The organism is Bacteroidia bacterium, assembly GCA_033391075.1.
GTDB lineage: Bacteria > Bacteroidota > Bacteroidia > J057 > J057 > JAWPMV01.
In genome coordinates, this window is record JAWPMV010000001.1 from 6,308,240 (window position 1) to 6,335,023 (window position 26,784).

The following is a 26,784-nucleotide window of genomic DNA, read 5'->3' on the forward strand; positions in this document are numbered from 1 at the left end:
TTAGTCTAAATAAAGAAGTTCGTAGCATGAACATCAAACCCATATTTTACACGCTATTTATTTTCATCATTTCTCTCGGGATGATTGGCTGTGAGGAGGAGCCTCTTGAGCCGAACATCAACGAGCCTGCTACCTATACTTTCAGTAGGGATGGGCAATCTACTGTTTCCTTTGACGGTCAAACGACTCGTATTCAGATGGCCACAGAATTGATCAATGCCCTCAAGGATTTCAACAATTCAACTGCCGCTGGTATGTTGGAAATGTATAGAAATGAAACCGAGTCCGGTGGAGATGCCAATCCTTTTGCAAATGCTGACCTCAATGCTTCTACCAAAAGTATAAAATCCAAAGTAGCTGCTTCTGCTGACTATTTTTCTGCCAATACAGCAACAGCAGCTCTGATTAAAGCCGACTTCGAAAGCTGGATCAATAGTCAGGCAAGTGAAGTCTTCCCTGCAGAAAACACCCTGGCTACTGCTGGTCAAGCCGGACAAATTGCCGATGGTTCAGATGCACGCTTTGTCAGCGCACAAGGATTAGAATACAACCAGGCTGTAAATAAATCCCTGATCGGTGCACTTATGGTCGATCAAATGCTCAACAATTATCTGAGTCCTGCTGTATTGGATGTAGCTGATAATATTGCAAATAATGATAATGGAGTAGTGGAAGAAGGAAAAAGCTATACGACAATGGAGCATAAATGGGATGAAGCCTACGGCTACCTTTATGGTACTTCTGCAGATCTTGCAGATCCCAATGCGACAATCGGAAATGACGATGCTTTCCTCAATAAATATATTGGTAGAGTAGAAGGAGATTCAGACTTTGCTGGAATAGCTGCTGATATCTACAATGCTTTTAAGAAAGGAAGAGCTGCATTGGTTGCCGGGGAATATGAAATCAGAGATGAACAAGCAGCCATTATCCAGGAGAAAGTATCTACCATAATAGGAGTTCGTGCGGTTTACTATCTGCAGCAGGGAAAGACAGCCATTGAGCAATCAAACTTTGGGACCGCTTTCCATGATCTTTCTGAAGGGTATGGATTTATCTACAGCCTTCAATTTACCCGAGAGCCCAATTCCAATAGTCCTTATCTAACAAAATCTGAAGTGGATAGTATCCTGGCCGATTTATTTGGAGATGGAGCAAATGGACTTTGGGACCTTAGTCCGTCAACCCTCGACCAGCTTTCTGAAACGATTGCGGATAAATTTGATTTTACAGTAGCTCAAGCTGCTAACTGATATGAAATATAGAATCTGTTCTGATTAATGATAGGCTGATTGGTTCGTTGAACTGATCAGTCTATTTCAGGCTTAAAAATGACAAGAAACCTCTAGATGAAAAAGCTTTTTTCCGTATTACTACTCTTTATCCTGCTGGCCTGCGAAGGAGAAGGCCCTACAGGTCCCAATCCCCCGGATAGCACTGCTTTCGATAGAAAAGCTATGCTCACAAATTGGGCGGATAATATCATCATACCGGGCTATACGGCATTTGCAGAAAAAACTGCTGAACTGAAAAATGCAGTCGAATTATTCACCAATGATGCGAATCTCAGGAGCTTCTATACCCTCCAATCCGCCTGGGAAGAAGCCTACAAGCTTTGGCAAAGAGTTTCCATGTTCAATATTGGGAAAGCGGATGAACTGCGCTATCGCGACAATATGAACATATATCCCACCAATGTTGTGGAGATAGAAGAAAACATCGCGCTGGGAGGATATAATCTGGCGCTTCCTTCACAAAACGATAGGCAAGGGTTTCCAGCTTTAGACTACCTGCTTTATGGATTGGCGGATACCGATATAGGCATTTTGGATTTTTACACCAATAATGCTCAGGCTGCCAATTACAAGCAGTATATCCTGGATCTCGTAAATCGCATGGATATGCTCACTCAGCAAGTCCTGGAGGATTGGACAAATGAAGGTTATAGGGAAAGTTTCATCAACAATGACGGTAATTCATCCACTGCTTCAGTAGATCTCTTGGTTAATGATTTTGTTTTCTACTATGAAAAACATTTGAGAGCCGGGAAGGTGGGAATTCCAGCAGGGGTATTTTCTGGAAATCCTTTGAGTACTCATGTTGAGGCTTTTTATAATAAAAACCTGAGCAAAGAATTATTACAAATTGCTTTAACTGCTGTTCAGAATTTTTTTAACGGAAAGTATATCAATCAGACATCTGTTGAAGGGGAAAGTTTGAAGAGCTATCTGGATTTTCTCAATACCATGAAAGGGAGTGAGGATTTAAGTCTGCTAATCAATACCCAATTCAATATAAGCAGAGACAGAATACAAGATTTAAGCGATGATTTTGTTGCACAAGTCGAAACCGATAACATTGCCATGCTCTCCGCTTACGATCAGCTCCAATTGAATGTTGTTCTGCTAAAAGTGGATATGCTTCAGGCCCTCAATATCAATGTTGATTATGTTGATGCTGATGGGGATTGATGGACATAAAAAACCTCAGGTGTCATTCCGAGGATTGGCAGCGAATGGGACTGCGTGCCGAGGAATCTTGTATGCAAGATTTCTCAGCACTACAAGCCTCCTCTCAAGCTAACTTCGAAATGACAGAACCTCTCTCCCCACATGAAAAATAATCCTCTGACATCCATTTTTTCCAATCATACGGAAGCTGCTCCTTTGGCAGTCTTCCGTATGTTTTTTGGAATTTTGATGTTGGGAAGTATCATCCGTTTTTGGGCAAATGGCTGGATCGAGAAACTATACATTAAGCCAGGCTTTTCTTTCTCTTATTATGGATTTGAATGGGCAAAACCTTTAGGAGACTTGACCTATTTGCTCTTTTTGATTTGTGCAATTTCTGCCATAGGAGTTGCTCTGGGCTATAAATACCGTGTTTCGATCCTCACTTTCTTCCTGAGCTTTACCTACATCGAGCTCATGGATAAGACCACATATCTCAACCACTACTACTTCATCAGCATCCTGAGTTTTCTGATGATTTTTTTACCCGCTCATGCTTATTTCTCAGTAGATGCCTGGCGAAAGGAAAGTCTGCGCTTTGAGTATGTGCCTCGATGGAGCATTGATAGCATCAAACTGCTCTTGGCCATTGTTTACTTCTATGCAGGTTTGGCTAAGCTCAATTCTGATTGGCTCTTTTCGGCTATGCCTTTGAGCATTTGGTTACCAGCCAAATATAGTTTACCCATACTCGGCGATCTCTTTCAGCAAAGCTGGACGCATTATGCCTTTAGTTGGGCGGGGGCGATTTATGACCTCTTCATTCCTTTCCTCCTCCTGTATAAACCGACTCGCATATTCGCTTTTGTATTGGTGGTCATTTTTCATGTATTGACGAGGGTGCTTTTTCCCATAGGAATGTTCCCCTTTATCATGATCTCCAGTGCCATGATATTTTTTGATGCAAAGCTTCATATAAGGATTTTGCAGAAAGGCTTGAATCTTTTCAGCCAGCAAAAAAGCGCTACGATCCTTGGGAAGTTTAACAATAAGAAAACCTATCAGATAGCACATCCTCTATACAAAAAACTTAGCTTTGCCCTCCTTTTGAGCTTCTTTACAATTCAGCTTTTATTTCCTTTTCGATATCTACTGTATCCAGGGGAATTATTCTGGACAGAAGAAGGATATCGTTTTTCCTGGCGGGTGATGTTGATGGAAAAAGCCGGATATGCAAACTTCAAAGTAGTAGATCCGGAAAGTGGAAAACGCTTTTATGTGGACAATTCTCAGTTCCTCACAAGCTTTCAGGAAAAGCAAATGGCAACACAAGCGGATTTCATATTAGAATACGCACATTACCTCGAAAAACACTATCAGGATCAGGGAATCAAAGATCCTGAGATATATGTCGAAAGCTATGTCGCACTCAATGGACGCAGGAGTCAACCTTATATCGATCCATTAGTAGACTTGACCCAAATAAAAGATTCCTTTCGACACAAAGACTGGATTTTAAACTTTACAGATGAGATTAAAGGCTTATAGCTTTATACTGATATTATTCCTGGGCTATGGCAGCCTGATGGCGCAGATGAGCCTTAGCGGGCTTGTACGGGATAGTTTGAGCCAAAATCCGCTCACTGAGGTGGAGGTATACTTAAGTAAGCTGGATAAAAGAACGAAGACCAATCAAGAGGGAAAATTCTCTTTTGAAGACTTGGCAGCAGGAAGCTATGAGGTACTTTTCTTTTCGCCCAGTTATGAGCTAAGGAAAGAGCAAGTTGTGCTGAAAGATCAGGCTGTGTTTTTGGAAATCAATCTGAGGGAAATCACCTATCAGATGTCTGAAGTAGTCATCGCACAAAGAAGGGAAGAACTCTTTGCCCTGAAGCGACTCAAGGAAGTGGAAGGAACGGCCATCTATGCAGGAAAGAAAACCGAGGTGGTTTTATTGGAGCAGCTCACTGCCAATATCTCGGGCAACAATCCTCGCCAAATCTATAGCCAGGTAGCCGGTTTGAATATCTATGAGAATAATGATGCAGGGCTTCAATTGAATATCGGAGGTCGCGGACTCGATCCCAATCGTTCGGCCAATTTCAATACCCGTCAGAATGGCTATGACATCAGTGCAGATGTGCTGGGTTATCCGGAAAGTTATTACACACCACCTGCAGAAGCCCTGAGTGAAATCCAGGTAATCCGTGGAGCTGCTTCTTTGCAATATGGCACCCAGTTTGGCGGACTTATCAATTTCAAATTCAAGCAGCCAGTGGAGGATAAAAAGATCGAATGGGTCTCTCGCCAAAGTACCGGTTCCAATAATCTCTTCACCTCTTTTAATAGCGTATCCGGTACTCTCGGGAAATTTAGCTATTACACCTATTTCAATTATAAAAGAGGAGATGGCTTTCGGCCAAATTCTGACTTCGAATCCAAAAATTTCTATACCGATCTTCATTATCAATTGAGCGATAAAACCCTGCTTGATGCAGAGTTTACCTACCTCAGTTATCTCGCTCAGCAGCCGGGGGGATTGACCGATGCTCAATTCTACAATGATCCGACTTTCAGCAATCGGGAGCGCAACTGGTTTAGCATTGATTGGCGCCTACTTTCTCTTCGACTGATCCATGAATTCTCGGAGAAAGCAGAATTGAGTGTCAACTGGTTTGGACTGGATGCTTCAAGAAAAGCTGTAGGCTTCCGCACCAATAGAGTTTCTCAGACTGATGATCCGGAGGCTCCGCGCGACCTCATAATCGGCGATTTTAATAACTGGGGGCTTGAAACGCGCTTCCTCAAGAGATATGATCTGGGGAAAAGGAAGGGTATTTTCCTTCTAGGTCAAAAGTACTATACTTCAGACAATCTTGCGATGCAGGGGCCTGGAAGCGCTGCAGCAAATGCTGACTTTCAACTCTACTCCAATGATTTCAGTTCCTATCCCAATCAGTCCGATTTCCGTTTCCCCAACCGAAACATAGCCCTCTTCGGAGAAAACATATTTTACCTTTCAGACAACTTCACCCTGACTCCGGGGTTCCGCTTCGAGAACATCAAAACCGAAAGTGAAGGAACTTTCAAAAAGATCAATTTCGATCTGGCTGGAAATCCCATTCAGGATACGACTTTCGAGGACAATCGCGTGCTCAATCGAACTTTCATATTGTTGGGAATTGGAGCCAGTTACAAACCCAATTCCGCTTTCGAAGCTTATGCAAATTTCTCCCAGAATTATCGTTCGGTTACTTTCAGTGATATCCGAATTGTGAATCCTTCTTTTCAGATCGATCCCAATATTTCGGATGAAAAAGGATTTACTGCAGACTTTGGAATCAGAGGTAGGTTAAAGAATTTTCTTTCCTACGATATAGGAGGATTTGGGCTCCTGTATAATGATCGTTTGGGAGAAGTTTTGCGTGCCGAAACTCGCCTCGATGCTAATGGTCAATTAAGAGAAACAGGAAGGGTGATTAGATTCAGGGGAAATATCGGCTCCGCCTTTTTATTTGGCCTGGAGAGCCTGATTGACTGGAACATCCGCAAGACCTTTTTCAAATACCAGGAGAACTATCGCCTCGGCATTTTCTTCAATACCTCCCTCACACACTCCAACTACTTTCAATCTGAAATCCCCGGAGTCGAAGGTAATGAAGTCGAATTCATCCCTTTCCTCAACTTTAAGTCAGGCCTCAAATTTGGCTACAAAAACCTTCTCGGCACCCTTCAATACTCATATCTGTCTGAGCAGTTTACGGATGCCTCCAATGCTCCACAGAACGTACAAGACAATCAAAGCGGCATTCAAGGCGCTATTCCCGCATATAGTATCCTTGACCTAAGTCTTTCTTACAAATTCAGGATGTTTCAGATTGAAGCCGGTGCTAATAATTTGCTGAATCAATGGTATTTCACCAGGAGAGCAACGGGTTATCCGGGACCGGGCATTATTCCTTCTGCTCCACGCACCTGGTATATTGCACTCCAGGTGAAGTTGGAGAAGAAGTAATAGGAAATTCGGAAAAGGATTTTCAAGAAGCTTTGGATATACTCTTATTCCAATTTTGATACAGCCTTACTTACGCCAGCTTCCAATAAAGGGCGAAGTTCCTCGATCAGGATATCTATAAATTCTCTCCGACTTTTGTCAAAAAGTACTTCCCCTTTCTTTGCAGTCAATCCTTTTTTCGATTCCAATACCATTCCTGACAAATGAGGATTATCTCTTGTAACATAGGCGAGCATAGCTTCAGAAGCTTTCTGCTTTTCTATGATACGCTTTACAACTTTACCTGAAGCATCAAATTGCCTCAGATTGATTTCAACTTGAGGCTTGATCCCTTTAGCCATAAGTTGAATTCCCCCAGGAGCAATCTTTAGGCTGACCGCAAAATAGGTATCTCCTTTATAGCCTTTTTTCCCCAGGTTTTTAATCGCGCTCTTCAGGTTCAGGGCCAAAGGACTATTATCCATTCCAAACTTGATAAAGTCTCGCAATACTTCATTGGAGCTTATCGGATAATTTTTCTGCTCCAATTCCTGATCAAAAGCATTTCTTGCAAGGGTATCCAATTGATGTTTGAGGTATAAACGATTGTTTGCGACTTGCATCTTTTTGCCTTGCTTATCATAAACTCTGCTATCCAGTTTATTGAGCAGGGTATCTGCAATTTCAAATTCAAACTTCAGAATGTGATTGACCGAAGTGCCCGATTCCTGGGCGATCCCTATTTGTGTAAAAAACAGGATAGCGAGAGAGAGAAAATATTTCATGGGTTAATGTTTAGGATTAGTAGCCTGATACCTCCGAAGTGTAATTCCTTCCTGAACCCTAACTCTAATTCAGAGAGATTATTCTATCCTTTATAATTGAGAATCCGCAAATAGGCCTTCATGAAATTACACCCAATTTGTTCGGGGGAAGAAAAAAGCCCTAATTATTCTCTATTTTATGAACATGGAGAAAGGAAAAATAGGATTTTGGGAAACTACATCCCTGGTATTAGGAAACATGATTGGATCGGGGATTTTCCTCCTGCCGGCGTCTCTGGCCTTTTATGGAGGGATAAGTCTTTGGGGCTGGATCCTTTCTTCTTTAGGTGCCTTATTGCTGGCGAAAGTATTTTCCAAATTATCCAGAGTTTATCCCAAAACCGGAGGGCCCTATGTATATGCACGTGAAGGCATGGGTGATTTTGCCGGCTTTCTGGTTGCCTGGGGCTATTGGATTTCGGTTTGCGTAACCAATGCAGCCATAGCGGTAGCCATGCTCAGTTATCTGACCGTTTTTCTTCCTGTATTGGGGGAATCACCTTTCTTGTCAATCGCATTAGGTTTGACAGTAATATGGGGACTGAGTTTTCTGAATATGCAGGGGGTGAAAGCAGCGGGCAAGCTTCAATTGGTTACTACCATTCTGAAAGTAGCTCCCTTGATGCTTATAGCGATTGTCGGACTTTTCTATATGGATTGGAGTCATTTCACTCCCTTTAATCTAAGCGGTAAATCAGCCCTTCAAGCAATCACTGAAACAGCTACCTTGACGCTCTTTGCATTTCTGGGAATCGAATGTGCCAGTATTCCAGCTGACAACATCAAAGATCCGAAAAAAACCATTCCTGCTGCGACACAATGGGGAACCTATATCGCCATTGCGGTTTATATCTTGAGCTCTATGGTGCTAATGGGAGTTCTTTCTCCCACTGAATTACAAAATTCTGAAGCACCTTTTGCAGATGCAGCTGCTTTGATGTGGGGAGATTCTGCTCGCTTTATTGTGGCCATTGCTGCTATCATTTCGACTTTTGGGGCCTTAAATGGATGGATTCTTATACAAGGCCAAATTCCGCTGGCCGCAGCCCGAGATAAGATGTTTCACCAGGCTTTCGCCAAAACCAATAGCAAAGGAAGTCCTGTCATCGGTATCACGGTATCGAGTATCTTTATTTCTGTGATTATGATGCTCAATTTTTCGAAAGGCTTTGTCAAAGCCTTTGAGTTCATGATTCTGCTTGGCACCCTTACGGTATTGATTCCTTATCTCTTTTCTTCCGCAACCCATATTCTCATCTCTTATGAAAAATCCCGTCCCTGGTCCTGGTTATTAGGGCTATTGGCTTTTATATTTTCTTTATGGGCCGTGATCGGATCGGGAGAGGAAGTTGTATTTTGGGGCTTTGTCCTCTTGATGGCGGGAATTCCGATTTATATCTTTATCAAGTTGAAGCAAAAAGAAGAAGCCAAAGATTAATCATCCCATCTCCTATCATATATGTCTATCCATTCAGAATTTGCCAAACTGGAGCAAGTCTTTATCAAATCCGTTTCTGATGCTTTCGAAAATCAAGCCCAGCTTGATCAGCAATGGGAAGATCTCAATTATCTTTCCCGACCCGATTTTGTGAAAGCCAAAGAAGAATATCATGCCTTTGAAGCCTTATTGAAAAAAGGCGGGACAGAAATCAAATATTTCAGTTCCAATGATAGCGTTTCTATTGATTCTATTTATTGTCGGGATGCTTCGATCGTAACAGATCATGGGGTTATCCTTTGTCATATGGGAAAAGGTCAGCGACTTCCAGAACCGGCAGCTTGTGAAAAAGACTATACAGCTCAGGGAATTCCGATTCTGGGACGGATTGAAGCGCCCGGATGCATAGAAGGAGGAGATGTGGCCTGGCTGGATACAAAGACCCTCGCGCTTGCACATGGCTATCGCAGCAATGATGCCGGTTTCGACCAATTGAAAGCCCTCCTGAATCCTTTTGGGATTGAAGTTATGCAAGTAGATCTCCCCCATTATAAAGGAGCTGGAGATGTTTTTCATTTGATGTCAATATTTAGCCCGGTAGATGCCGATAAAGCGGTCGTATATTCTCCTTTGATGCCTGTTAGATTCAGGGAGGAATTGCTTAGACGAAAGTATCAATTGATTGAAGTGCCTGAAGAAGAATTTGAATCGATGGGCTGCAATGTCCTGGCTATCGCTCCGAGTCTTTGTCTGATGGTGAAAGGTAATCCCATTACTAAATCCCGCCTTGAGGCAGCTGGCTGTGAGGTTTGGGAATACGAAGGGCAGGAGATCAGTGTGAAAGGTGGGGGAGGCCCTACTTGTTTAACCAGGCCTTCTAAAAGATCATAAAATTCTTTTTACTATAGATTCTTTATGCATCTTTTTAGAAAAGTTGCTGATCCTTCCTTTCATTTCGGGCTAAAGAATCGGAACAAAAAGAGGTAAGCAAGACAGGATTCCATACCCAAAGTTCTCCTTCCATCTCCCTTGCACATTTTTTCAGCAATTTTAACCTTCAATTAAGCAAAACTCCCCTTATATTAGCTTTTAGGCCTAAGTCCCCTTGAGAAATGCAGAAGATCGATTTTCTATCAATTGTAACGGATGCCTGGAAGGCTTATGATTCCTCCAGACCTATAAAGGCCGTTGCAGATATAAGTGCCATGGTTTCCACCAATCATGTGTACAAGGTAGATTTGGAGTTCAAAAGTTTTGTGATCGCCAAACTGTCTTATTTTGGTCGCTATGAGCATTTTGTTGAGGATCACAGCATCATCAATGTTCTGGCCAATAACCTCCCGGCTCCCTTCGAAAATTTTCTCGCTCGTTCTCTGATCAAAGCCAATGAACTCTTCTTTTACAGACATCAGGATCGGGAAGTGGATGCCTGGGTTGTATTTTATCGACCGATCAAAATCGAAGAGATGCTGCCAAAGCGTTTGGAGAAATCCCATATCCAAAGTTTGGGCAGGCAGTTTGCCCTCTTTCACCATGCTTGCCGACAGGTAAAAAACACACTGCCTCCTTCTTCAAAAACCCTAAAAACAGATTTAGATCATTTATTGGAGATCATAAAAACGGATGTAGGAAAATATGAGCACAGAGGAAATATCGACACCATCAAATCCCATATTGCTGCTTTCCATGAGGAAATGGCAAAGTGGCCCTTAAATGATGCGGAGAAAATTCCGGTCTTCGTAGACTGGAACATTGGCAATTTCTCGATCGACAAAGAGAACCGACTATCTTCCCGTTGGGATTATGACTGGTTCCGAATGAGTTATCGAATCATGGATTTTTATTTCCTAAGCCGTATCTGTTCGGATGTGGGAGATCGAACGGTCTTTAGCTATAATATTGGCACTTTTAATGAAGATCGTTTTCTGCTTTTCCTCAAAAGTTATCATGAGGTTTATCCTTTGACTGAAGCAGACATTCGCCAGCTCAAGGAAGTGTATCGTTTTTTCATCCTCAATTATGTGATCAAGGATGGTCGATATTTTTTCCATGAAGTCTATGCGACCAAGCTACAACAAGAAGCCTATATGCAGTATTTGCCATCTATTGCAAAGGGATTTAAGCCAGAGCGGATTTTGAGGGAGTTGGGGATATAAGGCTAAATCAAGACATTTATCGAATCATTTGGAATAGTTTTTCCGTTAAAAAGCTAGTACCTTTATCTAAATTCTAGTCAATGGATTTAAAGTTATATAAGTCTGTTCTTCAAAAACTTATCTCACTTCCTGTGGAGTATCTTCCTCAGGTAAATGACTTTTTATCCAGCTTAGGGCAGAAACATAGTCGCAAAGAAAAAAATCGAGAATCCATCCTTGCGCTTGCAGGTTCCTGGACAGATATGCTCGAAGAAGATTTCGAAGAATACCTTACCCATACCAAAAAAACTGGAGACGATCTATTCGGACGTGAGGTAGAACTATGAAACAAGCCTTACTAGACACAGATACTATTTCCTATTATTTCCGGAATCAAACTGCTGTAATAGAAAAAGTAGATAAATATCTACAAGAGTATGGTTTCATAAATCTCAGTGTAGTCACTTATTATGAAATCATGAATGGTTTACTTTTCAAAGATGCAAAAAGACAATTGATAGTCTTTGAAACATTCGCAGAATTAAATTCCATTTTACCCTTACATAAGTCAACAGCAAAGTTAGCTGCTGAGATTTTTTCGGACCTAAGAAAAAAAGGGATTACCATTGGACATAATGACATTATGATTGCAGCTTGCGCTTTAGAGAATAATTTGACGCTTGTAAGCAATAACACAAATCACTTCCAACATATAGAAAATCTAGAGATAGACAATTGGAGTCTATACGCTTAATTTACCATGCAGATCCAATCCTTTCACAGCATTTGCTCCCAATACAAAGTCATCTTTTTCGACTCCTATGGCGTTCTCAAAAACTATCAGGGCCTGATAGAAGGAGTCCCTGAGATGCTGGATGCTTTAAATAATATCGGGATCGACTATTACGTACTTACCAATGATGCTTCTCGGGGGCCAGAATTGATGAAGCAAAATTTCAAAAAGATTGGTTTGCGGAATCTGGCCATGGAAAAGGTTGTTACCTCCGGGATGATGGCCAAAGAATATTTGCGCTATAAGGTTCCTGAAGGAAAAGTTGCCTATCTCGGTCCCCATCGCTCTGCCTTTTATATCGAGTCTCTGGGACTGGAATCTGTTCATATCGAAGACTTGCCCAAACATGATCCGGAAGATATCAAAGCTTTCCTCTTTCTTGATGATGAGGGCTTTGAATACAATTCGGCCATCAATCTCTGCCTAAATCTCCTGCGTAAACATAACATACCTGCTATAGTCGCCAACACAGATAAAGTCTATCCGGCGAGTCGTGATGAAGTCGCCCTGGCTATCGGAGGTATAGCCAAACTGGTAGAAAATATTGTCCAGAAGAAATTCATCTACTTCGGCAAACCCGATTCGCAGATGTTTATGTATGCCTATCAAAAACTGGAAGGCATCAGCAAAAACGAAATTCTGATGGTTGGGGATACGCTTCAGACGGATATCCTGGGAGGTAATAAATTTGGGATTGATACGGCTCTGGTCTTGAGTGGAAATACTTCTGCCAGAAAGGTGAAGTCCCGAATTCGCAGTACGGGGATTATTCCCACTTATGTGTGCGAGAGTGTGGGGAAGTAGTTACTTTTCTTTCTCCTCTTTTTTATACAACTCCCGAAACGCCTCATAAATCGCATTGTGCAAGATGGTGCCATGATCCTCTCGGGGCAGATGTTTGTAGATCAATTCAAATTTCTCATTGCCTGAATCCCTAATGGCAGCGGCCAGCTTTTCAGCTACCTCTATCATAACCGGATGTTCCTTTCCGACAGAAATATAAACACGCCTGGGAGAGCCTTTATAAGATTTGAAGTATTGACCTAAAGTGGGCATTAGACTCTGTTTATCCCACCAAAGCGAAGGACTAACAATGAGATAGGTATCAAAGAGATCGGCTTTCTTTAGGAGAATCTCAGTCGCCAATAGCCCGCCCATCGATTGCCCGATGATGGTTTTTCCTTCTGTTACCGGATAGTTTTTTTGGATAAAGGGCTGCAGTTCTTTTTCGAGGAAAGCCATGAATCTTGAAGAGCCCCCACTTTGCGGAAGATGTTTCAAGTCAACTGTATCCTGACTGGGAAAGGTAAAATCCCGATAGCGATCTACATTGGCGATCCCCACCAAAATGGAAGTAGGCAGCAAGCCGTACATATGGGCAAACTGCATCAGACCTGCGACATGGGGATAGTCTTCATGAGCCGAACCATCGAGGAGATAAATGACAGGATACGTCTTTCCTGAATCCGGATGATAGCCCTGAGGCATATAAATATTGAGAATTCGTTTTTCTCCCAGTTCCTCGGAATTGATTTCTTCTACAATTCCGAATGGGACGGTTTTCTTTCCTTCGTATCGATAGTCTTTTTCTTGTGCTTGAAGGGGAAGTAGAACCAGGAGAATTATAATGGAGATGAAAAGTTTTTTCATACAAATTTGGGCTAGGGTATTAAGAACTTGCGTTGAGTTCTCCGATTAGCATCCCGGATTTCGAGTATGTACATCCCCGAGCTCAAGGAAGAAATATCCCATTCCATCCTTCCTGATGAAGCAGAATGAGGGATTTCAATCCTTCTTCCACTTAGGTCAAGTATCCTAAATTCATAGGTATTCATTTCCTCCGCTTCCAGAATCAGCAGCTGAGAAGTGGGATTGGGATAAAGTCTCAGGTCGATATCCAATTCGCCACCTATACTGGTGGCTGAGTCAAAAAAATCATTGTAGGTAGAAAAGAAATCTGTGCCCAGATATTCTGGAAGGCTTGCCAAGCCAAAAAGCATAGAAGAGTAATCAATGCCCTGCACCTCATTTGCAGTCCAGGAAGGACTGCTTACACTGTACCTCCAAAGTATCAAGTAAAAGGCTCCAAGCGGCAATTGATAACGCCCCTTGGCAGAACGATACATATCCAATAGATGTCCTTTGCCAGCAGGATTGACAGGGAGGAAACCTGCGATGATATGGGGAGAAACTACTTTGGAACTATTGTCATTGATCTTATCGGCATGATAGCCAGATCCATTGTTATAACTACCGGCTCCCAGGCCCCACTCATATTCATTGAAACCGCTATTATTTTTCCACCAGGCTGAATCGGCTTTATAGGCATTTCGGTAGAAATCCATGTAGGAATCATTTTGAGCAAAGTAGTGGCAGAGGTAATAGTTGAATTGATGGGTAAAAGAGGAAAGGAATGCACTTGCATTATCAGAGAGTACATTGATGCCTCGATAGCCAGGCTTGGGAAGATTGCTGGTGGTCGAATAGAAATTGTTCCACAATTGATTGCCAGCAGTATTGGGATCATCCGAGGCATTCTTTGCCAGCCAGGCAACAATCATGTATTCATTGTAGGGGAGGGTATAGGAACCACTTTTACCGCTTCCATTTGCTTCCATTTCCAAATAAATTCTCCCCAAAGCAGGATCAGCTATAGCCGCATTAAAATCAATGGAATTCCATAATTCATCTACATATTTGCTGATGCTATCGTCCTGAAAATAATTTTTACAAAAAAGAGCCCCACTCACCAGAATATCGGTATCGATCGTACTGTATTCTGAATTCCAGGCATTGAGACCTGTATTGATATCCATGAAATGCCGGAAGTATCCGCTGGCATTTCGATCCGGGCGAAAGGAAGCATCATGGCCTGTCACAGTCTTGAGAGTCGTCAAGGCCAAGTCTTTCGCATTGAACTCCCAATCCATAGTATCTGCGATACAAAGCGATATTAAACCTATGCCTGTATTGGCAATGGAAACCGGATGGAAATCTAATCCATTGAAAAGTTTAGAATCTCTGTACATGCCATCTCCACTTCTTTGCAATTGGTAGACCCGGTAGGCATTGGCAAAGAGTTCGGTGATGGTATCATTGACTTGTGCCTGGGATTGCAGGCACATCGTAGTAAGGATAAGTAGAATCAATTTTTTCATGGGCTAGCGTCTATAATTGTTGGCCAAAGAAGATAAGGCTTTTTTCTACATGTTCCTCCCAATATTCCCAGGAATGCCCGCCTTTAAATTCCTGGTAGACATGACCTATACCAGCCTTGAGTAGTCGATTATGAAGGTTTCGATTGGCATTTATGAGGTCGTCCTCTATCCCGCAATCAAATCGAAGGGGCGGCAAGCTATCCCGATGTACGATACAGCTTTCAAGCACAGAACTTTCAACTTCCGGAAATTGATACTCCTTCCAATCATCACTCACAAAGGCTGTCAGGTAGTGAAGTTTGGTTACGGATGAATGAGCAGCGATGCCTTTAAACTGCTTACCATATTTTGCTCCCAATCGTATGGCTCCATATCCGCCCATGGAAAGTCCTCCTATGAACTGTGGCGATTTTTCACTGACTTGATCGATACCTTCCCAAAGGGCATGAGGAACATCTTTTATAATCCAATTTTCATAATCCGCCCACTTATGCTTGAGGTATCCACTCCCATCTCCCCATAGCCCATCCGAAGGCATAGCTAGAATCATGGGCGGCACTTCCCCTTCATCTATCAATCTTTGCAAAGTATTATGAACGCCTCCTTTCATACACCATGCCCAATGACTTCCATAAACACCATGCAAAAGCATGGCAAACGGCAGGTCTCTTTTTTCCTCAAGCCCCTTTGGGATAAAGACCGTAATATCAGCTCTTCCATTAAGATGTTTACTCTTGGCTGTAATATGCCTGAGTCCCTGAGTTTCAAAACGGGGATCGGAAATTTCGAGGGTATAGAAATAGGACATGAATGTATGTGTTGGACTTGATTAGCTCAGAAAGCAAGCATTTTCTTTATGAATGAGAAATCAGCAGTAAAGATACGAGCTGCTTTAGCTAAAATCACCTGGACCGGGAGCATATTTAATTGCCCTAACATGAGAAAAGAGATTACGTTTTCGTCCAGGTATAGAACTAAGAAGTAGCATTCAATTTAAACAAATCTTACTATGAACTTTTCCCAATTCCTGAAAATTGCCAGTGTACAATTTGTCCTCTTAGCTATGTTAAGCATTTCTGGATTTGCCTATTCCTCTATTCAGGGCTGGGAGGAAGGAGTCGCTGCTTTCAAAAGTAAAAATTATCAGCTGGCAGCTAGAGAGTTCAAAGCCTACACAGCTTCTAATCCCAATTCTGACAAAGGCCATTATATGTTAGGACTTTCACTTGAACAATTGAAAAATTCCAAACAAAGTTTGCATCATTTAAGAAAAGCCTATGACCTAAACCCTAATGATGTGAGTATAAAATTAGCCTTAGGTCGTGTACATGTAAATCTGGGGCAGTATAAAGCAGCCTTTCTGGTTCTTGGAGATGGAAATGCCCTCCACAATGTCCATGGTCTAAGTGCTGAATTAGGAGTCGGTTTGATCTATAATGAAGGAGTAGCAGCTCTTTATTATTATGGAACAGCAGCCTTAAAACTCGGTAAAAAGAAAGAAGGACTGGCAGCTCTCAAAAAAGCAGCCGAGAGTGAACCAGGTAATAAAACTTATCAAAGGGCTTACCAGGCAGCACAACAATAATTACCATCCTGGTAGTTTTATCTACTTTTTAAAACAAGATGAGTCATCATGACCTATTAGAGGTACAGGATGACTCATCTTGTTTATGTCTATTTCGATTTGTTTAGGAAAGGAAAGTATGGAAGGTATCTCCTCTCAATCCCAGACGCAGCGTTTCCAAAGGAATCGCATCAACAGGAGCTATATTCCCCAAATTTACATTGGTTCCCAAGAGCTTGATAAACCATACCTGCTGACTTTTCTGTGGAGCTTCCCAAAGAATCTTCTCAGATGGAATAGTTTCCAGAATCACATCAATCAAATCCCCTCTTACGCCTCCATCCTGGTTGAACATTCCCACAGTTCCACTTTCTCTTGCTTCTGCGATCACTTTCCAGGAACCGGCATCCAATTCACCCTGAATCATTTCAATCCACTGAGAGGGCTTCAGGACAACAGAGGGGTTTTTACTCCCAACTTCAGACAATACCGTAAAATCTTTGGCGAACAAAGAAATCATCTTGCGCTTATCTTCGGTAGAAATATCAATAGAACCATCGGAAACCTCCATATGACGGGCGCCGTATTTATCCAGGGTCTTGCGGTAGTCATCTACCTGATTTCTTATGTAAAATGCTTCAAACAAGGTCCCACCAAAATAATAAGGCATCCCTGCTTCCCGATACATAGCCAACTTCTTTTCCAAATTTTGGGTTACACCGGAAGTGGCCCAACCTAATTTTATGATATCGACATGATCTATAGCTACTTCCAGTAAATCCTCAGCTTGACGAAGGCTCATACCTTTGTCCATAATCATAGTTAATCCTTTTTCTCTGGGCTTATCTGAACGCTCGGGAAGTTGCTTTAATGGGTAGTTGAACATAATAATTTTGGTGTGATAAAAATTCAGCTTGCAAACTAATAGCTTGCAAGCTGATTTCAAAGTTTCGAAATATAGATATATCTCGATCTATATATGCTTTTTAGTATTCGAGATCCTGATAGTCCTCGATGAATTTTTTGTCGTATCTGAGAATGAAGTAGGTGAAAGCCATGAGTACTATCATCCCGGCCAATCCTTTCACACTGGAGAGGTACATATTTCCTCCAATCAGGAAGAACATCGGAATGACAGAGACATTATTTAATACTCCCACAAAAGTAGCCGGAGCATAAACGCTGCGTGTCTTTAAACTGAAATAGGCGAGGGGGAAAGAAATACTTATCGCAAATCCCACAGTTGTCCAGGCCAGCCACATCACTTCTGTATCCCATTCAGGAATAAAGAAAAGCAACATCGGCAGTTGCCAAAGACCGTATAAAACTCCTGTAACCAGATTACTTCCTAAAAAGCCCAGGCTTTTGGTTTCCGTTACCATGAATCCTCTCCATCCAATTTCTTCCCCTACATTGAAGAATAGATTGAAAGAAGCTCCTGCCACGATTCCTACGAGCAGAACGATGATTAGAAGGGTCCAGACTTCCTCAGGCAACATTATGCCATTGAGCAGTCCAAAAACAGCTTCTACACTTTGCGGAGCAAGAACCCCATGATTAAACATGGAGAAAAGCACAAAGGAGTCTTCAGAGTAATTGGCTTCATTTCCCAGCACTACCTGTCCAAATCCCGGTAGCCCCATCAGGTTTCCCATCATGAAAACAATGACCAACGTACCGATTACAACCCCGAGTGGAGCGAGTATGCTTTTAAATATCCAGCTAAAATTGAATCGTTTTCGATTATAACCGTATCGTGCAAAGGATCCTTTGTAGATATACTTCTGGACAATATAGGCTGCTGCGGCAGGTCCCCAGCTATAGAGGAATACTTGCAGCATCAGGGTTTCCATCCCTTCCGGGTCCATAAAAAAGGAGGGGATCAGCACCCCAAGAAAACTCAGGCCAAAGGCAAGCAACAAGTATTGAAATATCTTGGTGTAATTCATATCGAACTTTTGTAGGGTGGGTTCAGATAGGATTCTGTTAAATATAACGATTCTTAGGGAGAAATAGATTCGAATTAGGGGGAAAAATTAACGAAGAGTATTTGCGTGTTAGGGTTTTAGGGTGTTAGCGATTGAATGAATGCTTTATCCAAGAACCCTCTCACACTAACACCCTAACACTCAAGCACGTTGAAAAAAGAAAGGGAGCTAATCCTTAGATCGCTCACCTTTCCAATAACATTGATTTCAATTGATACTCGCCTTAATTTTTTATTATGTTTTCAACAATTTGTTTTCCCTGATCATCCCAAACCTGCATATGGTAAATGCCAGGCCCCAGATGCGATACATCAAAGTTTTGTTTTAGTCTTGTAGAGGATCCACCTGATAGTCTTTTCATCATCACTACTCTACCCATGAAATCATAGAGGATGAGTCCGATAACTGCTTGTTCATTTTCTGTTTCGATTTCCAGGCTAAGTATATCATTTACTGGATTAGGATAAAGGTGAAAATCCTTGAAACTCCTGTCCGGGATTACCAAACTCTTGCTCAGGCTATAGCTCACACTGCCACCAGCTCCCTGATATTTGACACGGTAGACCAATTCTTTGCCCCGATAGTTGATTGCATCTTCATCCTGGTATTGATACAGGCTTACAATTTCGTCTACAGATTGCAACTTTCTGTTCCCGATCACTTGCCAGTTCTGTCCCGCCAATCTTCTTTCAATCACATATTCACCTATTCCTCCTACTTCTGCCTCATAGGCCAGCCATTCCATGCTCACGCTTTCATTTTCCTGATTCCAGGCAATGTCAAAGGCATTGAGTTCAACGGGTAAAGTAATATCGATGGTAACGCTGCCGATCCAGGGAGAATCTGCCAATCCATTGGTTTTGTTGCTTTGATAGGTAACTCCCGTCAAAGGAATATCCGGACTATGAGTGGTAGCTGCTAAGATCAATTGTTCATTGATATACCTCATAGAACCCGAGGCTCTGGGATAGTCATTATAGCTACCTCCATAGAGGTCAGAATCTATCAGGCTACTGCCATCTGCATTCAGGACACTTATAAATAGATCGTATTGGTCAGAATGTCCGGCTGCTCCTGCTGTCGTGGGCCAGTTATCAGAACGAGTAGCTCCCATAATATGGGCCTCGCCATAACTATTGATGACCAGCGATTTTACAAAATCAATGTCTGATCCAGCTACATAAGTCGCATAATCCACTTCATTATTCACTACATCAATCTTGGCAACAAAGACATCCCCACTTCCCAGATTCGGGCTACTGTTATTTTGTAAGGCAGCAGCGCTAGTTGGGAAGTTGCCAGAATAAGTCGTGCCTGCAATAAAGACCTCTCCAGCAGCGCTTACATCCATTCCATAAGCCCCATCACTATCTGAGCCTCCCAAATAGGTCGCATATTCCAAACTTGAGCCATCTTCACTTAATTTCGCAAAAAAGGCATCTTCTATGGTCAAGCCCGGATCATAATTCAGGGTATCCTGAATATTTAAAGTACTTAAAGGAAGGTTTACCGAAGCTGTATTTCCTGCGATATAGACTTCATCTGAAGCTCCCAGGCTGATCGAATTTCCAATATCATAATTGATCCCTCCATAAAGTGTAGAAAAAACCAGGGATGAACCATCCGCACTCAATCGAGTGATCATTGCATCTCCATTGCCTGAATAAGAAGGACTATAGGAACCTATGGTTGTGGGATAATCACTAGAATAGGTATAGCCCGTTACATAAGCTTCGCTTCCTGCATTGACTTCCAGATCATAGATATAATCCCGATCGCTTCCTCCCATATAGGTAGAATAAATCAGTGCATCTCCATCTACGCTCAACCTTGCAATAAAACCATCAACGCCCCCTCCTTCACTCGCTGTTTGCAAGGCAGATGCAGTCGTTGGAAAATCTGTAGATGCGCCAAAGCCCGCAACAAAAACCTCTCGGGCGGCATTGATCCTAAGCCCATATGCCATTTCCCAATCAGATCCTCCTAAATAAGTCGCATAAACAGGGGTAGTTCCTCCCGCCGTCAATTTTGCGATATAGCAATCAATTCCCCCACCATATATATTCTCATAACTTCCAGGAGTTACAGGAAAAGTTGTACTCTTTGTATAGCCAGCAATGTAGACGTTTTCATCCGCATCCATATCCACGGCCATAACATAGTCATCAGAACTGCTGCTGTGAAAATAAGTCGCCCAACTAAGGGTCAAAGGATCAAGCACCAGGGTTTTGTTTTCATCATAGTCTCCCACAATCTCAAATCCCAATCGGCTATCATCTATTTTCCTATACACAACAGCTACAGGCATTTCTCCCTCATATCCCATTTGATAACTATAAGGAGCTGCATCTATCACATCTCCCCAGGAAGTATGCACAATCAATTTCCCTTCTTCGTCTATCTCGAAACTTTCAATCCCCGAGAATTGTAGTTCAATATCCGCTACATCTGCACCGACTTTTAGTACAAAATCGTATTTAATCGCATGCGACTCTGTGCCATAATACCTAAGGTCAACCTGATCATAGATATTCCTGTACCAAAGTTCCGCATATCGCCTCACTCCTGTGGCATTTGTCCCATTCGCACCTCCTCTGAAATAGTTGAAGGTGCCGGGAAAAGGTTTTTCTCCCTGTACCCGCATGAGATTGGAGGTATTCGCAAAGTGAGTGTTCCAAACCAGAGCTTCATGCTCAGCCTCACGCTCTCCTAACCAGGAATAGTTCTCGAACTTTCTCTGTTCAGGATTATTGGGGCTGGGATCACGATCTAACTCGCGCACCTCTGCATAGCTTGGACCAAATTCGAGGAATCGAATTTGACGATTGAGCATATGGGTTTGAAATAATATGCTGTCATTGTATTGCCCCAGATTCTCTTCGAAATAGAGTTGTGAGTTAAAGGACTTGAGATAGTCCTGACTAACTGAGGTCTGTGCAGACAGTTGTATGTTGTAACAGCTTATTATGAAGAGCAAGTAGAAAAGAACTGTTCTTTTCATCGCTGGCAAATATTTGGGTGATAATCTATAACAAAGGTGTAGCTCTTTAGAGGAATAAAAAATCTGATATGATTTCGTTTTTTACAGTTATTGTTAATTACTAACTTTCGTATTATCGTGTAAGAAGTATTGCCCTGAATGCTATGAAAAAGCTCTAATTGTAGGATAAAATGAATATTAGGGAAAGGAAAAGGGCTTATTTCGAAATTAGGCTTGTTATGATCTTTCGTCTTTTTTGGGATTAAAAGAGAAACTCCACTCAATAAATTACACGCGTTAATCTTTACGTGTTTTCGTATCAATTTAAATTCTGGCTCTTATTCACATTTCATGAAGCTTTTCTAAAGATTTTATATTTTCGTAAGACGTATCGCACAAAAACCAAAAACACAATATCATGTCTTTACTTTCGCAACTGCCGGAAGACTTTCTGCATTACATTTGGAAATCCTGCAATTTCAATCTCCATCAGCTCAAAAGTCTGGGAGGGGAAAAAATCTTTATTCGAAATCCCGGAACGTGGAACCGCAATCAAGGACCGGATTTTCTCGATGCCCAAGTATCCATAGACGGAATGGAGTGGCACGGACATGTGGAATTGCATGTCAATAGCCAGGATTGGTACAAACATGGGCATCACCAGGACAAAAATTATAATGGCACCATCTTGCATGTAGCCTTCATTTCGCAAGGGAAACAGATTTTCAGGGAAGATGGAAGTCCTATCCCAGAACTTGTCCTGAAAGAACGCATCTCTCCCTCTCTCTTGAATTCCTATCAGGAGTTACAGCTTAAACAGGAAAAGATCCCCTGTAGGGATCATCTTGTCCACACAGATTTACAGCTGATAGAAAAAACACTGGAAGGGGCAGCTTTGGAAAGAATTAGAGAAAAGGCTGAACGGATACAGCAAGGCCTGAAGCATCATATCCAGAATTGGGAAGAAGTCATTTGGCAAGAACTCATGACGATTATGGGAGGGCCCGTAAATAAAGAGGCCTTTCGGGAACTGGCAGAAAGAATGCCTCTGAGAATTTTGCGGAAAGAGCAGGGGAGCAGAATGAAACTGGAAGCAGCCTTATTTGGAGCCGCAGGATTTTTGCGGGAACAAAATAAAGGAGATACCTATTATAAAGAGCTCTTAAGTCAATGGCACTTTCTCCAGCATAAGCATAAACTGCCTGCTTCCTATCCCTTGAATTTCTTCTACCACAGAATGCGACCGGCATCCTTTCCTACGATCCGGATTTCTCAGATGGCTGAACTTATTATGCAAACCCCTTCCCTTACAAATCTGCTGGAAGAGAGCGGATGGAAAGCCTTTCAAACACAGAGTATAGAAGTCTCACCTTACTGGCAAAACCATAATCGGTTCTTTGAAGAGAAAACAGCTCAAAAGCATCAATTGGGAAAAAACATAAAGAACCTCATTCAGATCAATTGCCTGCTTCCTATTGCCCATTTATACCAGGAGGCACATGGCAATCAATCTACTGGGACAAGTCTACTAAATGCTTTAATACGTCAGAAAAAAGAGGATAATCGCATCACCCGACTTTATTCGGCTATGCATTGGCCCAATGCACATGCCGTTCACTCTCAGGGGATGCTCCAACTCTACAAATTCTATTGCCAGGAGAGACGTTGCCTGGATTGTGAGATTGGCAGGGAAATATTAGCTTAGGTTTATGAAGCTTCCCGAACAAATCAAGGCCCTCGTATTCGATGCCTTTGGTACCCTTTTCAATGTACTTTCCCTCGACCAAAGACTGGAATCCCATTTTGGAGAGCAGGCCCCTGCCATCAATGCGATTTGGAGACAAAAACAATTGCAATATACTTGGCTCAGATCTCTGATGGATCGTTATGAACCCTTTTCGACTGTTACCAGTCAGGCGCTTTCATTCGCCTGTGAAGAACTGGGCATCAAACTGGAAGAAGAAGTAAGGGCTCATATGGTTCAGGGATATTATGAGTTAGAGGCTTTTCAGGAATTAAAAGAAGGCTTAGGAGGATTAAAGTCAAGCTATAAGTTGGCCATTCTTTCAAATGCTGATCCTGCCATGCTCAATTCGGCCGCTAAGTACAATGAGATCGATCATTTCTTTGATGCCATTTTGAGTGTGGATAGTATTCGGCAGTTTAAACCCATACCTGCTGTATATCAACTCGCTCCGGATGCCCTCAAACTTCCCGCTTCGGAGATCGCCTTTGTTTCCTCCAATACCTGGGACATCAGCGGAGCAAAATCCTTTGGGCTGTTTACCATCTGGATAAATAGAAATGAATCTACCATGGAGCATCTCGGTTTTGGTGCTGATTTGGAGGTCAGGAGTCTTGTGGAGCTTCTTTGACCCACCGCCTCAGGCCCACACCCCCTTTTCCGAGTAGAAGTAAGGGAGTGCGCGCTGAGCCAGTATTTTAAAAAATGCCAGATGCGGGACGTTTCCTTCTTGCGGGAAACCTAGCTTGGAGCGGAAGGGTCCCTTTATTCTTTATTTCTTTTAAGACTCTCATACTGCCTCGGCGTATATCCTGTTACTCGCTTAAACTGCTTAGAGAAATAACTGCTATCGGAATAGCCGAGTTGATAGGCAATTTGAGTAATAGATTGATGGCTGGAAGTTGAAATAATGGCTTTGGCCTTTTCTATTTTTTGGCGAATGATGTATTCATTGGGAGTGATGCCGAAAGTATGTTTGAAGAGGTTGAAGAAATTGGAGCGACTCATGTGAGCCTCTTTCGATAAGTCTTGAATAGAGATAGGATTTAAAATATTCTCTTTAATATAAGTCGCCACATGCGTCATTCGGTTTTCTCTTTTGTAGAAATTGTTTAGAAAGGCACGACGGGCTTTGGATTGGAGAATCCGTATGATAAGTTCTCGGGTACTCATGCTGATAAAGAGATCTCGATGCTCATTATTCTCCTGAAAGAGACGCATGAGATGATCGACTGTATGCAAAATCGCTTCATCACGCATCAGGAGATCATTTGAAAAATCAAACTGATCCTCTTTCTCTATTTCCAGCTCATTGGTTTTTGTATAATAATCATAAACCGCCTCTTCAATCAATTCTGCCTTGGGTTGAAAGGCCAGACATTGGGTGGGATTTTCAGGCGTTGCAGAAGGAAAATCTATGCTCAATTTTTGACCCGAGGGTACAATCAGACTTTCTCCCGGCATATATTTAAATCTTCCCAGATCGCCCATCTCAACATATTTCTCTCCTCTCAGCATGATCGCAATGGCCGGCGTATTGAATTCCAGTTTTACATCTTTCGACTCCACAATCGTCTCATAAAAAAACAATTCCAATTCATCCGACGATACCAACGCTTTCCTTTCAACCAATACCCCTCTTTGATTATTTTCTAGCTGATACCTAAATAAATTTTCCATATAGGACGATTTTACTTATTAAATGGATGATTGTCTCTTGAAATCAGAAGAGATTGATGATAATTTGAAATTGCCGAGGATGTTGTCGTGATTGAAAGGAAGTCTTCCCCTTTGTCTCAAACAAAATATTAAATTTTTCGGGGAAATAAGAAGAGAAAAAAATTCTACTTGACCTGGCACTCGAATGCTTCAATAAAAGACTATGGAACTACTCAACTTTTACCAGGAAGTCTGTAAAGAAATCGCAGAAGGGAATATGGATACCCTCTCCAAATTTTCTCCTCCCAAACCTGAATACTTCAATTGGGTAGAAGACTTTTTTTACCCCAGCCATGTAGGATTACATGCAGAGAGTCCTGCTTTGATCTGGAGATATAAAGAACAGGAAAAAATTTACTCCTTTAGCCTAATTTATGATCACTGCAATCAGCTAGTCAATTTCCTCCGCAGGCATGGGATTACTCAGAAAGATACTATTTATACCATGCTTCCTTTGGTGCCTGAAAACTGGATCAGCTTCATGGCTACTATAAAAGGAGGCTTCATCCTCATGCCGACTGCAACCAATCTGGTTAAGCAGGATTTGATATATCGTTTCGAAACCCTTTTCCCCGAAGTTATCATTGCTCAGGATGCTTATGCAGAAAGGATAGACGAAGCAGAAAAGGAGCAAGGCAAGCAAATCAAACTAAAAATTATTCTGGGGGAAGCGAGAGAGGGTTGGTTAAATTTTGAGGACATTTTTGAAGAGTCGGCAAATTGTGAGCCTGCTCCTACAAAGTCCGATGATCCCTTTCTCTATTTTTTCACTTCGGGAACAACTGGTTTGCCTAAAATAGTAGTTCACTCCCATTTCACTTATCCCGTTGGGCATCTTAGTACCCTTAGCTGGCTAGGCTGCAAAAGAGGGGACGTACATTATAACATATCATCTCCTGGCTGGGCTAAATTTGCCTGGAGCAGTTTCTTTGCTCCCTGGATTGCAGGAGCAACTATCCTCGCCAACCAGGTTGACGGATTTGTTCCCAGCGAACAACTGGAAACCATGGAGAAATATAAGGTAACGACCTTTTGTGGATCGCCTACCGTAATCCGTATGTTGATCCAGGAAGACTTTAGCAAGTTTGACCTAAAGTTACGTTCCTGTTGTGCTGCGGGCGAACCTCTCAATCCAGACGTAATTGACAAATGGGAAAAAGCAACAGGGATTACCATTAGAGATGGCTATGGGCAAACGGAAACAACGGCCCTGGTTGGCAATTTATTAGGAGGAGAATTAAAGCCGGGTTCTATGGGTAAGTCCACCTTTTTATATGAGATTGGGATATTTGATGAGGAAGGAAGGGAAGTTCCTCCATTGGAAGAAGGAGTGATTTGTGTAAAGATGGATACAGGCAAAAACAATGGCATTTTTCTCGAATACCTAAACGATCAGGACAGAACCTCCAATTCCTTTAAACACAATCTTTACTATACTGGAGATAAAGCCTATAAAGATGAGGAAGGATATATATGGTTTATCGGTCGAAATGATGATGTAATCAAAGCATCTGCTTATCGAATCGGACCTTTCGAAGTAGAAAGTATTCTTATCGAACATGATTCCATTGTAGAAGCTGCAGTAGTCGCAAGTCCCCATCCCATGCGAGGCTATGCAGTCAAGGCTTTTGTTATGCTAAAAGAGGGAGTGGAGGCGAATGAGGCTTTGGCCAGCGATATATTTACGTTTACAGAGGAAAGATTAGCCAAATATAAAGTCCCTCGTATCATCGAATTTCCTGAGGCTTTACCCAAAACCATCAGCGGAAAAATCAGGCGGATAGAATTGCGGGCAAATGAGGCTACATCCAAGCTAAATAAAGAAAGTCGCAGGCAGGAATACTTTCATCCGAAATACTAAGAAAGATTATTTGTCCAAAGACTCAGACGATTTTACAAATTTACTGGATGATTGTCTCAAGCTTTTCAGAAGATTTAGGGTAAATTCTGCCTTAATCCCAAGCTAAATTGGGTATTTCAATTATTTATCATCTGGT

At 42.1% G+C, this 26,784-nt stretch carries 22 protein-coding genes; 14 read left to right on the forward strand and 8 right to left on the reverse strand.

The window, feature by feature from the left end:
- Positions 1 to 26 precede the first annotated feature (26 nt).
- From R8P61_25260 to R8P61_25275, 4 genes are all read left to right on the forward strand, one after another.
- On the forward strand, positions 27 to 1,253 hold the full coding sequence (locus R8P61_25260; GenBank protein ID MDW3650409.1) for a DUF4856 domain-containing protein: 1,227 nt from the start codon (positions 27 to 29) through the stop codon (positions 1,251 to 1,253).
- Positions 1,254 to 1,349: 96 nt separating this feature from the next.
- Positions 1,350 to 2,471, forward strand: a complete 1,122-nt coding sequence (locus tag R8P61_25265) for an imelysin family protein (protein MDW3650410.1) — start codon at positions 1,350 to 1,352, stop codon at positions 2,469 to 2,471.
- Positions 2,472 to 2,612: 141 nt separating this feature from the next.
- A complete protein-coding gene (locus tag R8P61_25270) occupies positions 2,613 to 3,998 on the forward strand; it encodes an HTTM domain-containing protein (GenBank protein MDW3650411.1) in 1,386 nt (461 codons plus the stop codon).
- Positions 3,979 to 6,465: a TonB-dependent receptor gene (locus R8P61_25275; protein ID MDW3650412.1), complete on the forward strand. Its 2,487-nt coding sequence runs from the start codon at positions 3,979 to 3,981 to the stop codon at positions 6,463 to 6,465. The genes R8P61_25270 and R8P61_25275 overlap by 20 nt, the downstream gene beginning before the upstream one ends.
- 44 nt (positions 6,466 to 6,509) lie before the next feature.
- Here the strand turns inward: R8P61_25275 and R8P61_25280 are convergent, their stop codons facing one another.
- Positions 6,510 to 7,229 carry a hypothetical protein gene (locus R8P61_25280; protein ID MDW3650413.1) on the reverse strand — a complete coding sequence of 240 codons (720 nt, stop codon included), beginning with the start codon at positions 7,227 to 7,229 and terminating at the stop codon, positions 6,510 to 6,512.
- A gap of 178 nt (positions 7,230 to 7,407) precedes the next feature.
- On the opposite strand from R8P61_25280, the gene R8P61_25285 reads away from it, so the two are divergent.
- The 6 genes from R8P61_25285 to R8P61_25310 all read left to right on the forward strand — a co-directional run bounded on the left by R8P61_25285 (position 7,408) and on the right by R8P61_25310 (position 12,438).
- Entirely contained in the window at positions 7,408 to 8,706 is a 1,299-nt protein-coding gene (locus R8P61_25285) for an amino acid permease (protein ID MDW3650414.1), read from the forward strand.
- A gap of 21 nt (positions 8,707 to 8,727) precedes the next feature.
- A complete protein-coding gene (locus R8P61_25290) occupies positions 8,728 to 9,597 on the forward strand; it encodes an arginine deiminase family protein (GenBank protein ID MDW3650415.1) in 870 nt (289 codons plus the stop codon).
- A gap of 221 nt (positions 9,598 to 9,818) precedes the next feature.
- Complete coding sequence (locus R8P61_25295) at positions 9,819 to 10,862, forward strand: hypothetical protein (GenBank protein ID MDW3650416.1); 1,044 nt, start codon at positions 9,819 to 9,821, stop codon at positions 10,860 to 10,862.
- An 80-nt stretch (positions 10,863 to 10,942) separates the two neighbouring features.
- Positions 10,943 to 11,188: a hypothetical protein gene (locus R8P61_25300; GenBank protein MDW3650417.1), complete on the forward strand. Its 246-nt coding sequence runs from the start codon at positions 10,943 to 10,945 to the stop codon at positions 11,186 to 11,188.
- Entirely contained in the window at positions 11,185 to 11,595 is a 411-nt protein-coding gene (locus R8P61_25305) for a type II toxin-antitoxin system VapC family toxin (protein ID MDW3650418.1), read from the forward strand. Before R8P61_25300 ends, R8P61_25305 begins: the two co-directional genes overlap by 4 nt.
- A 6-nt stretch (positions 11,596 to 11,601) precedes the next feature.
- A complete protein-coding gene (locus tag R8P61_25310; GenBank protein ID MDW3650419.1) occupies positions 11,602 to 12,438 on the forward strand; it encodes an HAD-IIA family hydrolase in 837 nt (278 codons plus the stop codon).
- On the opposite strand, the gene R8P61_25315 is transcribed toward R8P61_25310, so the two are convergent.
- Genes R8P61_25315 through R8P61_25325 form a run of 3 tightly spaced genes read right to left on the reverse strand, consistent with a single transcriptional unit; the run spans position 12,439 to position 15,600 of the window.
- Positions 12,439 to 13,284 (reverse strand): alpha/beta hydrolase-fold protein, encoded by an 846-nt coding sequence (locus R8P61_25315; GenBank protein MDW3650420.1) that lies wholly within the window; start codon positions 13,282 to 13,284, stop codon positions 12,439 to 12,441.
- 11 nt (positions 13,285 to 13,295) lie between these two features.
- Positions 13,296 to 14,792, reverse strand: a complete 1,497-nt coding sequence (locus R8P61_25320; GenBank protein ID MDW3650421.1) for a T9SS type A sorting domain-containing protein — start codon at positions 14,790 to 14,792, stop codon at positions 13,296 to 13,298.
- 10 nt (positions 14,793 to 14,802) lie between these two features.
- Positions 14,803 to 15,600, reverse strand: a complete 798-nt coding sequence (locus R8P61_25325; GenBank protein ID MDW3650422.1) for an alpha/beta hydrolase-fold protein — start codon at positions 15,598 to 15,600, stop codon at positions 14,803 to 14,805.
- A gap of 201 nt (positions 15,601 to 15,801) precedes the next feature.
- On the opposite strand from R8P61_25325, the gene R8P61_25330 reads away from it, so the two are divergent.
- Positions 15,802 to 16,377 (forward strand): tetratricopeptide repeat protein, encoded by a 576-nt coding sequence (locus R8P61_25330; protein ID MDW3650423.1) that lies wholly within the window; start codon positions 15,802 to 15,804, stop codon positions 16,375 to 16,377.
- A 103-nt stretch (positions 16,378 to 16,480) separates the two neighbouring features.
- Here R8P61_25330 and R8P61_25335 read toward each other — a convergent pair whose 3' ends face one another.
- The 3 genes from R8P61_25335 to R8P61_25345 form a co-directional block, all read right to left on the reverse strand.
- On the reverse strand, positions 16,481 to 17,242 hold the full coding sequence (locus R8P61_25335; GenBank protein ID MDW3650424.1) for a phosphosulfolactate synthase: 762 nt from the start codon (positions 17,240 to 17,242) through the stop codon (positions 16,481 to 16,483).
- A gap of 100 nt (positions 17,243 to 17,342) precedes the next feature.
- Positions 17,343 to 18,305, reverse strand: a complete 963-nt coding sequence (locus tag R8P61_25340; protein ID MDW3650425.1) for a CPBP family glutamic-type intramembrane protease — start codon at positions 18,303 to 18,305, stop codon at positions 17,343 to 17,345.
- Positions 18,306 to 18,567: 262 nt separating this feature from the next.
- Positions 18,568 to 21,345, reverse strand: coding sequence for a T9SS type A sorting domain-containing protein (locus R8P61_25345; GenBank protein ID MDW3650426.1), 2,778 nt, complete (start codon positions 21,343 to 21,345; stop codon positions 18,568 to 18,570).
- Between the two features lie 397 nt (positions 21,346 to 21,742).
- On the opposite strand from R8P61_25345, the gene R8P61_25350 reads away from it, so the two are divergent.
- Both R8P61_25350 and R8P61_25355 read left to right on the forward strand, forming a co-directional pair.
- On the forward strand, positions 21,743 to 23,029 hold the full coding sequence (locus R8P61_25350; protein ID MDW3650427.1) for a DUF2851 family protein: 1,287 nt from the start codon (positions 21,743 to 21,745) through the stop codon (positions 23,027 to 23,029).
- A gap of 4 nt (positions 23,030 to 23,033) precedes the next feature.
- A complete protein-coding gene (locus R8P61_25355) occupies positions 23,034 to 23,699 on the forward strand; it encodes a haloacid dehalogenase type II (protein ID MDW3650428.1) in 666 nt (221 codons plus the stop codon).
- 134 nt (positions 23,700 to 23,833) lie between these two features.
- On the opposite strand, the gene R8P61_25360 is transcribed toward R8P61_25355, so the two are convergent.
- Positions 23,834 to 24,748 carry an AraC family transcriptional regulator gene (locus R8P61_25360; GenBank protein ID MDW3650429.1) on the reverse strand — a complete coding sequence of 305 codons (915 nt, stop codon included), beginning with the start codon at positions 24,746 to 24,748 and terminating at the stop codon, positions 23,834 to 23,836.
- 202 nt (positions 24,749 to 24,950) lie between these two features.
- Here R8P61_25360 and R8P61_25365 point away from each other — a divergent pair, with 202 nt between their 5' ends.
- Entirely contained in the window at positions 24,951 to 26,648 is a 1,698-nt protein-coding gene (locus R8P61_25365) for an AMP-binding protein (GenBank protein MDW3650430.1), read from the forward strand.
- Positions 26,649 to 26,784 lie beyond the last annotated feature (136 nt).

Bases quoted from the DNA above. Each gene is read 5' to 3' on its own strand.
- R8P61_25320 (MDW3650421.1), bottom strand. From the start codon at position 14,792: ATGAAAAAATTGATTCTACTTATCCTTACTACGATGTGCCTGCAATCC.
- R8P61_25275 (MDW3650412.1), top strand. From the start codon at position 3,979: ATGAGATTAAAGGCTTATAGCTTTATACTGATATTATTCCTGGGCTAT.
- R8P61_25335 (MDW3650424.1), bottom strand. From the start codon at position 17,242: ATGTTCAACTACCCATTAAAGCAACTTCCCGAGCGTTCAGATAAGCCC.
- R8P61_25270 (MDW3650411.1), top strand. From the start codon at position 2,613: ATGAAAAATAATCCTCTGACATCCATTTTTTCCAATCATACGGAAGCT.
- R8P61_25280 (MDW3650413.1), bottom strand. From the start codon at position 7,229: ATGAAATATTTTCTCTCTCTCGCTATCCTGTTTTTTACACAAATAGGG.
- R8P61_25360 (MDW3650429.1), bottom strand. From the start codon at position 24,748: ATGGAAAATTTATTTAGGTATCAGCTAGAAAATAATCAAAGAGGGGTA.
- R8P61_25260 (MDW3650409.1), top strand. From the start codon at position 27: ATGAACATCAAACCCATATTTTACACGCTATTTATTTTCATCATTTCT.
- R8P61_25310 (MDW3650419.1), top strand. From the start codon at position 11,602: ATGCAGATCCAATCCTTTCACAGCATTTGCTCCCAATACAAAGTCATC.
- R8P61_25325 (MDW3650422.1), bottom strand. From the start codon at position 15,600: ATGTCCTATTTCTATACCCTCGAAATTTCCGATCCCCGTTTTGAAACT.
- R8P61_25285 (MDW3650414.1), top strand. From the start codon at position 7,408: ATGAACATGGAGAAAGGAAAAATAGGATTTTGGGAAACTACATCCCTG.
- R8P61_25340 (MDW3650425.1), bottom strand. From the start codon at position 18,305: ATGAATTACACCAAGATATTTCAATACTTGTTGCTTGCCTTTGGCCTG.
- R8P61_25295 (MDW3650416.1), top strand. From the start codon at position 9,819: ATGCAGAAGATCGATTTTCTATCAATTGTAACGGATGCCTGGAAGGCT.
- R8P61_25300 (MDW3650417.1), top strand. From the start codon at position 10,943: ATGGATTTAAAGTTATATAAGTCTGTTCTTCAAAAACTTATCTCACTT.
- R8P61_25315 (MDW3650420.1), bottom strand. From the start codon at position 13,284: ATGAAAAAACTTTTCATCTCCATTATAATTCTCCTGGTTCTACTTCCC.
- R8P61_25265 (MDW3650410.1), top strand. From the start codon at position 1,350: ATGAAAAAGCTTTTTTCCGTATTACTACTCTTTATCCTGCTGGCCTGC.
- R8P61_25345 (MDW3650426.1), bottom strand. From the start codon at position 21,345: ATGAAAAGAACAGTTCTTTTCTACTTGCTCTTCATAATAAGCTGTTAC.
- R8P61_25330 (MDW3650423.1), top strand. From the start codon at position 15,802: ATGAACTTTTCCCAATTCCTGAAAATTGCCAGTGTACAATTTGTCCTC.
- R8P61_25290 (MDW3650415.1), top strand. From the start codon at position 8,728: ATGTCTATCCATTCAGAATTTGCCAAACTGGAGCAAGTCTTTATCAAA.
- R8P61_25350 (MDW3650427.1), top strand. From the start codon at position 21,743: ATGTCTTTACTTTCGCAACTGCCGGAAGACTTTCTGCATTACATTTGG.
- R8P61_25305 (MDW3650418.1), top strand. From the start codon at position 11,185: ATGAAACAAGCCTTACTAGACACAGATACTATTTCCTATTATTTCCGG.
- R8P61_25365 (MDW3650430.1), top strand. From the start codon at position 24,951: ATGGAACTACTCAACTTTTACCAGGAAGTCTGTAAAGAAATCGCAGAA.
- R8P61_25355 (MDW3650428.1), top strand. From the start codon at position 23,034: ATGAAGCTTCCCGAACAAATCAAGGCCCTCGTATTCGATGCCTTTGGT.